7 protein-coding genes are annotated in these 6,657 nt (G+C 55.0%); 5 read left to right on the top strand and 2 right to left on the bottom strand.

Features of this window, described 5'->3' with window-relative positions; translation table 11 throughout:
- The 4 genes from KQJ19_RS24110 to KQJ19_RS21460 all read left to right on the top strand — a co-directional run.
- The coding region (locus tag KQJ19_RS24110) for a hypothetical protein (protein WP_253296394.1) at window positions 1-127 on the top strand (127 nt) is incomplete at its 5' end.
- A 117-nt stretch (window positions 128-244) separates the two neighbouring features.
- Window positions 245-1,795, top strand: coding sequence for a hypothetical protein (locus KQJ19_RS21470; RefSeq protein ID WP_016154296.1), 1,551 nt, complete (start codon window positions 245-247; stop codon window positions 1,793-1,795).
- 26 nt (window positions 1,796-1,821) lie between these two features.
- The gene (locus KQJ19_RS21465) at window positions 1,822-2,772 is read left to right on the top strand and encodes a carbamate kinase family protein (protein ID WP_047499340.1); all 951 of its coding nucleotides are present in this window, start codon (window positions 1,822-1,824) and stop codon (window positions 2,770-2,772) included.
- A 12-nt stretch (window positions 2,773-2,784) separates the two neighbouring features.
- The gene (locus tag KQJ19_RS21460; protein WP_094760849.1) at window positions 2,785-4,167 is read left to right on the top strand and encodes an amidohydrolase family protein; all 1,383 of its coding nucleotides are present in this window, start codon (window positions 2,785-2,787) and stop codon (window positions 4,165-4,167) included.
- Window positions 4,168-4,212: 45 nt separating this feature from the next.
- Here KQJ19_RS21460 and KQJ19_RS21455 read toward each other — a convergent pair whose 3' ends face one another.
- Window positions 4,213-5,100, bottom strand: coding sequence for a nickel/cobalt efflux protein RcnA (locus tag KQJ19_RS21455; protein WP_049282188.1), 888 nt, complete (start codon window positions 5,098-5,100; stop codon window positions 4,213-4,215).
- Window positions 5,101-5,220: 120 nt separating this feature from the next.
- Between KQJ19_RS21455 and rcnR the strand changes: the two genes are divergently transcribed.
- Window positions 5,221-5,493: a Ni(II)/Co(II)-binding transcriptional repressor RcnR gene (gene rcnR / locus KQJ19_RS21450; RefSeq protein ID WP_003825567.1), complete on the top strand. Its 273-nt coding sequence runs from the start codon at window positions 5,221-5,223 to the stop codon at window positions 5,491-5,493.
- Window positions 5,494-5,546: 53 nt separating this feature from the next.
- Here the strand turns inward: rcnR and KQJ19_RS21445 are convergent.
- Window positions 5,547-6,657 (bottom strand): amino acid permease (locus KQJ19_RS21445; RefSeq protein WP_216404112.1); only part of this gene is annotated, 1,111 nt, incomplete at its 5' end.

Here is a 6,657-nt window from a genome sequence, read left to right as displayed (position 1 = left end):
GGTGATTAACACCGCAATTGCGCACAAAGATGCGGGGATCGGCATGATCGGCGCCGGAATAGTCCATCCGCCGTTCGCCTGTTTTGAAAAGGCGATCCTCAACTGGCGCGACCGCTACTGCCAATAACAACAATCGGGGCTAACGCTGTTAGCCCCACAGTAGCGAAGCGAAAAACGTTGCTTACCTGCAGGGCTGGGCGATCCCCGGGATCGCAAACGATGCTTAACCTGTTAAGGATATTCCATGAACAGCATAAAACTAGAATGGAAACGTGGTGACTGGGCTGCTTACTTTGGGCTGATGACCAACAACCTGACTAACCTGCTGACAATGATGGGGTTGCTCATTTTTGTCGTCGGGATCCCTACCGAAATTGTCTATGGTCGCATTGCGCCTGCCTTTGGTCTGGCGGTGCTGGTGGCCAGCGTCTGCTACGCCTGGTTTGGCCTGCAGATGGCAAAGCACACCGGGCGTAAAGACGTGACGGCGCTGCCGTCCGGGCCGAGCGCACCGTCAATTTTTACCGTGACCTTCCTGGTGCTAATGCCGGTATATCAGCAAACCAAAGATGCCAACTTTGCTATCCAGATAGCTCTGGTGTGGTGCTTTGTAGAAGCGTTGATCCTGGTCGGCGGCTCCTTCCTGGGCGAGACCATCCGCAAGATGATCCCGCGTACGGTATTACTTTCTTGTCTGTCCGGTCTGGGACTGTTGCTGCTGGCGATGAACCCGATGCTGCAGGCATTTGAAGCGCCGACCGTCTCTTTCATCGTCCTGTTGTTAATCTTCATTAACTGGTTCGGTAAGAAGCCGATTTTTGCCCGCATCCCCACCGGTTTGCTGCTGCTGATTGCCGGTACAGCGTTGGCGTGGATCTCCGGTTTGCAAAGCCCGGAAGCCATAAAATCTTCTATGTCTTCCTTTGGCTTCAACCCGCCGGAAATCCATGTCGACAGCTTCCTGCAGGGTTTGCCGCACGCGCTGCCGTACCTGGCTTCTGCGGTTCCTCTGGGTCTGGCGAACTACATTTTTGACCTTGAGAATATTGAAAGTGCGCATGCGGCGGGTGATGAGTACAACACCCGTAAGGTCATGATGGCGAACGGTTTTGCCTCCATGCTCGGCTGCATGCTGGGCAACCCATTCCCGGTGACCGTATATGTTGGGCATGCGGGCTGGAAAGCGATGGGGGCCAGCATCGGTTATACCCTCGCTTCAGGCATCACCATGTTCCTGGTACCGCTGTTTGGGCTGGGGGCGTTTATGCTCGCGATTATTCCGATGACTGCGATAGTGCCGATTCTGGTGTTTATCGGCGTGGTGACCGCCAACCAGGTGGTGCGAGAGACGCCCAAAGTCGAGGTTCCCGTTATCTTTATCTGCTTGTTCCCGTGGATCGCTAACTGGGCGTTGACCATCGTCAACAGCGTGATGGGCGCCGCCGGAACATCCGCGGGGAAACTGGGCAGCGACCTGCTGCACAGCAAAGGTGTCTATTACGATGGGCTGGTGCATCTGGGAAGCGGTGCGCCGCTGGCCAGTATGCTGTGGGGCTGCGTCGCTATCTTCGCCATTATGAATAAGCCGCTGCGTGGGGCGATTGCCGCAGCTTTTGGCGCGCTGTTATCGCTGTTTGGTGTGATTCACTCTCCGGCGGTTGGCTTTGCAGAAGGCAGTTCGATGATGTTTGTTGTGGCCTACCTGATGATGAGCGGCATGTTTGTCCTCAAGCATGTTCTTGATAGTCGTGAAGCGGTGACTGCGCCTGAGCAGGAACCGACGAAAACGACCTGAATCGCCTGTAAGCGGAAGATAACACTATGAAAGAACTTGTGGTCGTTGCCATTGGCGGCAACAGCATTATCAAAGATAACGCCAGCCAGTCGATTGAGCACCAGGCTGAAGCGGTGAAAGCGGTGGCGGACACGGTGCTGGAGATGTTGGCATCGGACTACAACATTGTGCTGACGCACGGAAACGGGCCGCAGGTGGGGCTGGATCTACGGCGTGCGGAAATCGCGCATGAGCGTGAAGGGTTGCCGCTCACCCCGCTGGCAAACTGCGTCGCCGATACGCAGGGCGGGATCGGCTATCTGATCCAACAGGCACTGAACAACCGCCTGGCGCGGCGCGGTGAGCAGAAGGCGGTTACGGTGGTCACGCAGGTGGAGGTCGACAAAAACGATCCGGGCTTCGCTAACCCGACCAAGCCTATCGGCGCGTTCTTTAGCGAAGCGCAGCGCGATGAACTGCAGCGGGTCAATCCGGGCTGGCGCTTTGTTGAAGATTCGGGACGCGGCTACCGCCGGGTCGTCGCCTCTCCGGAACCGAAACGTATTGTCGAGGCGGAGGCGATCAAAACGCTGACCCAGCAAGGCTTTGTGGTGATTGGCGCGGGTGGCGGTGGGATCCCGGTGGTGCGTAGCGATCAGGGGGATTATCAGAGCGTGGATGCGGTGATTGATAAAGATCTCTCCACGGCTCTGCTGGCGCAGGAGATCCGCGCTGACATTCTGGTGATCACCACCGGCGTCGAGCAGGTCTGTATTCATTTTGGCAAACCCAACCAGCAGGCGCTGGATACGGTGGATGTCGCAACGATGACCCGTTACATGCAGGAGGGACATTTCCCGCCGGGGAGCATGTTACCCAAAATCGTTGCCAGTCTGGCGTTCCTGGCGCGTGGCGGTAAGCGAGTGATCATCACCACGCCGGAATGCCTGCCGGCCGCACTGCGCGGCGAAACGGGCACCCATATTGTCCATTCCTGAGAGGAAATGTGAATGAAGGAAAGTAACAGCCGCCGTGAATTTTTAAGTCAGAGCGGAAAAATGGTGACCGCTGCCGCGCTGTTTGGCGCAGTGGCTCCGGTCGCGTATGCTGCTAATCCTGTCGGGAACACCTGCGGGGCGAAGAGCACAATGACGATTAACGATAAGCACTATTACCTGGATAACGTCCTGCTGGAAGCGGGGTTTGATTACGAAAACTCGGTGGTGGTGCATACCCGTACCGCGCTGCAAACCGTTGAAATTCAGGACGGGAAAATTGTTGCCCTGCGTGAGAATAAGCAGCATCCGGATGCGACGCTGCCGCACTACGATGCGGGTGGAAAGCTGATGCTGCCCGCCATGCGCGACATGCACATCCATCTGGATAAAACCTTTTACGGCGGTCCCTGGCGTTCGCTGAATCGCCCGGCTGGCACCACCATTCAGGATATGATCCGCCTTGAGCAAAAGCTGCTGCCTGAACTCCAGCCTTACACGCAGGAGCGCGCGGAAAAGCTCATCGATCTGCTGCAATCAAAGGGCACCTCGATCGCCCGCAGCCATTGCAATATCGAACCGGTTTCCGGGCTGAAAAACCTGGAAAATCTGCAGGCGGTGCTGGCGCGTCGCCAGCCGGGTTTTGCCTGTGAAATCGTGGCGTTTCCGCAGCATGGCCTGCTGTTATCGAAGTCTGAACCGTTGATGCGTGAAGCAATGCAGGCGGGGGCGCATTACGTCGGCGGTCTGGACCCAACCAGCGTGGACGGGGCGATGGAAAAATCCCTCGACACCATGTTCCAGATTGCGCTGGATTACGATAAAGGCGTGGATATCCATCTGCATGAAACCAGCCCGGCGGGCGTTGCGGCGGTGAATTACATGGTGGAAACGGTGGAGAAAACGCCGCAGTTGAAGGGCAAACTGACCATCAGCCACGCATTTGCGCTGGCAACGCTGAACGAACAGCAGGTGGATGCGCTGGCGAGCCGGATGGTGGCGCAGCAGATTACCATTGCCTCGACGGTGCCGATCGGTACCTTGCATATGCCGCTTAAGCAGCTGCGTGACAAAGGCGTGGAAGTGATTACCGGGACCGACAGTGTGATTGACCATTGGTCGCCGTACGGGCTTGGAGACATGCTGGAGAAGGCGAACCTGTACGCGCAGCTGTATATTCGTCCCAATGAACTCAACCTGTCGCGGGCGCTGTTCCTCGCCACCGGCGATGTGCTGCCGCTTAACGATAAAGGTGAGCGCGTCTGGCCGAAGGCGCAGGATGAAGCCAGCTTTGTACTGGTGGATGCCTCCTGCTCAGCGGAAGCGGTCGCGCGAATCTCCCCACGCACCGCGACCTTCCATAAAGGCCAACTGGTGTGGGGGAACGTCGCAAGCTAGCCTGGTTTGATGCGCAGCGGCAATCGCTGCTGCGCTCTCTGCTCGTTAACCGACGATCCCCATATAGCCGTGAATCCCCATATATAAGCCGACCATCGCGATGAGCGCGCTGGAAAAATAGGGCGCTTTGCGTGCCAGTGTGTTAAATCCGCTCCAGCGTTTGGCCGCCTGCTGCACGCTGATTGCCGCTCCCACGCCCACCGTTACCAGCGTTAGCGCCAGCCCGAGGCTGAAGCACAGCACCATGGTGGCACCCAGCGTGAAGGCTTTGAGCTGGATGCAAATCAGCAGTACCGTAATGGCGGCAGGGCAGGGGATCAACCCGCCGGTCAGACCAAACAATAATATTTGGCCGTTGGTGACCTCTTTGCCTGCAAAGCGGCGCTGAATATCGGTAGCATGTGCCCGCTCGTGGGCGTCCTGATACTCTTTCGAACCCTCGCTCAGCCCTGCTAACGCAGCATGGTTATGATCGTGGTCATGTTCGTGATGATGATGGTGAGCTTCACCGTGGTTATGATGGTGGTGATGGTCATCATGATCATGGTGATGCTCATAATCGTGGTCATGATGCGTCTGGGTCAGCCAGTTCTGTTCTCCCTGCCAGGTTCGCCAGAACATCCAGAATGCGGTCCCGAGAATAATAATCGCCGAGACAAACTGCAGCCAGGGCTCAACGGCCTGGGCAGTAAACGCTTTGCTGATATACATCCCGCCGAGCGCAATCAGCCATACCACTGCGGTATGCGACAGCGTTGCCGCCAGCCCCAGCATCACCGCCTGTTTGATGGTCCCCTTAATGGCAATAATAAAGGCCGCCATCATCGTCTTGGAATGCCCCGGTTCCAGACCGTGTAACACTCCTAATAGAATCGCGCTGGGAATGAAAAACCAGGCGTTGCCTTGCTGAAGAAGCGTAGAAAACTCACCCATGAGAATGATTCTTAGTTGTTTAATTTTGCCAGATTCTACTCCCCCCCAGTATTAAATACTACCCACCAGTAGAATGACGATGGTATTGTCGCTACAGCCAGACGTTGAAAAGGTATTGCTATGTCACATACGATCCGCGACAAACAAAAGCTGAAAGCCCGAACCAGTAAGATTCAGGGGCAGGTAGCGGCGTTGAAAACCATGCTGGATGAACCGCATGAATGCGCGGCGGTATTGCAGCAAATAGCGGCGATCCGTGGTGCGGTAAACGGGTTAATGCGCGAGGTGATTAAAGGTCATCTGACCGAGCACATTGTGCATCAGGGCGATGAAATTAAGCGCGAAGAAGATTTGGATGTGGTTTTGAAGGTACTCGATTCGTACATCAAATAAGTCAGTTTAACGGCTCATCCACATACTGATGAATGAGCCGTTAAAATCACGTTCTAGCCAAAAAACATCACAGATACGCACAGCAGACCGACAATCAGGGTGATCAGATTACCCACTGAACGGTACGGCTTTAGCGCCGGGATCAGATAGGTAGATAATGTCGGCATGATAAACAGAATCATGGCAATCAGCGGCCCGCTAATCGCGTAAATCATTGAAATTGCATTAGGGTTAATGCAGCAAATGATAAACGTAATGGTCGAAACCAGCATAATGGACAGGGCGCGGTTAAAGGCCCGGCTTTTCTTCACTCCCACCTGATGCAACGATGTTTTTACCACCTCGGTTGCCCCTTCAATCACGCCAAAGTAGGTGCCGAGGAACGATTTTGACATCGCCACGACGGCGACAATGATCCCAGAAATCGACAGCCATGCTGGTGCGTTTGGCATCATCGATAGCGCTGACAGAATGGTCACGCCTTCATTTTTCGCGTCCTCGATATAGTTTGTCGGAATCGAAAGCAAACAGCTGAAGACGAAAAACAGCACGCTCAGGCAGATGATGACGTAGGCTACCTTCATGATTTTTTTGCATTTACCCATGGCCTGCTCGCCGTATTTCTCACGTCGGTCGATGGCGAACGTCGAGATAATTGGCGTATGGCTAAAAGCAAAAACCATCACGGGAATAGATATCCAAACCTGATGAAGCGTGTGCTGATCGAAAGACATCTGGCCGGTGAGTAGCGTTGGCTGCCAGCTTCCGGTCAGGTAGAGCGAAAGGAACAAAAAGTACGCGATGAGCGGGAATACCAGAAAGCCCATTACCCGAATGGTTGCTTGTCGGCCCATCAGAAAAATCAGGTTCAGCACCAGCACCACGCCAAGACTGACCAGCATGCGAACACGCAGATCGATGGCGATATGTTTTGCCAGTTGTTCAGTGAGTGAATTGGTTATCGCCACGGCGTAGATCAGTACCACCACAAAGAAGGCAATAAAATAGAGGGTCGTGATCAGGCTGCCTATCTTTTTGCCGTAGTAGTGCGTAACTGCACCGGTGATCCCTTCACCTGCCGAGGTTTTTGAGGACAGGATAAACTGGCACAGCGCCTTGTGCGGCCAGTAGGTTAAAGGCCAGGCGACGAGTGCGGTGATAAAC

It is taken from the genome of Citrobacter sp. S46_ASV_140, from assembly GCF_018919545.1.
GTDB classification, from domain to species: Bacteria; Pseudomonadota; Gammaproteobacteria; order Enterobacterales; family Enterobacteriaceae; genus Citrobacter; species Citrobacter braakii.
Note: the sequence above shows the minus strand (reverse complement) of the source record. Positions and strands in the feature narration are given on the sequence as shown.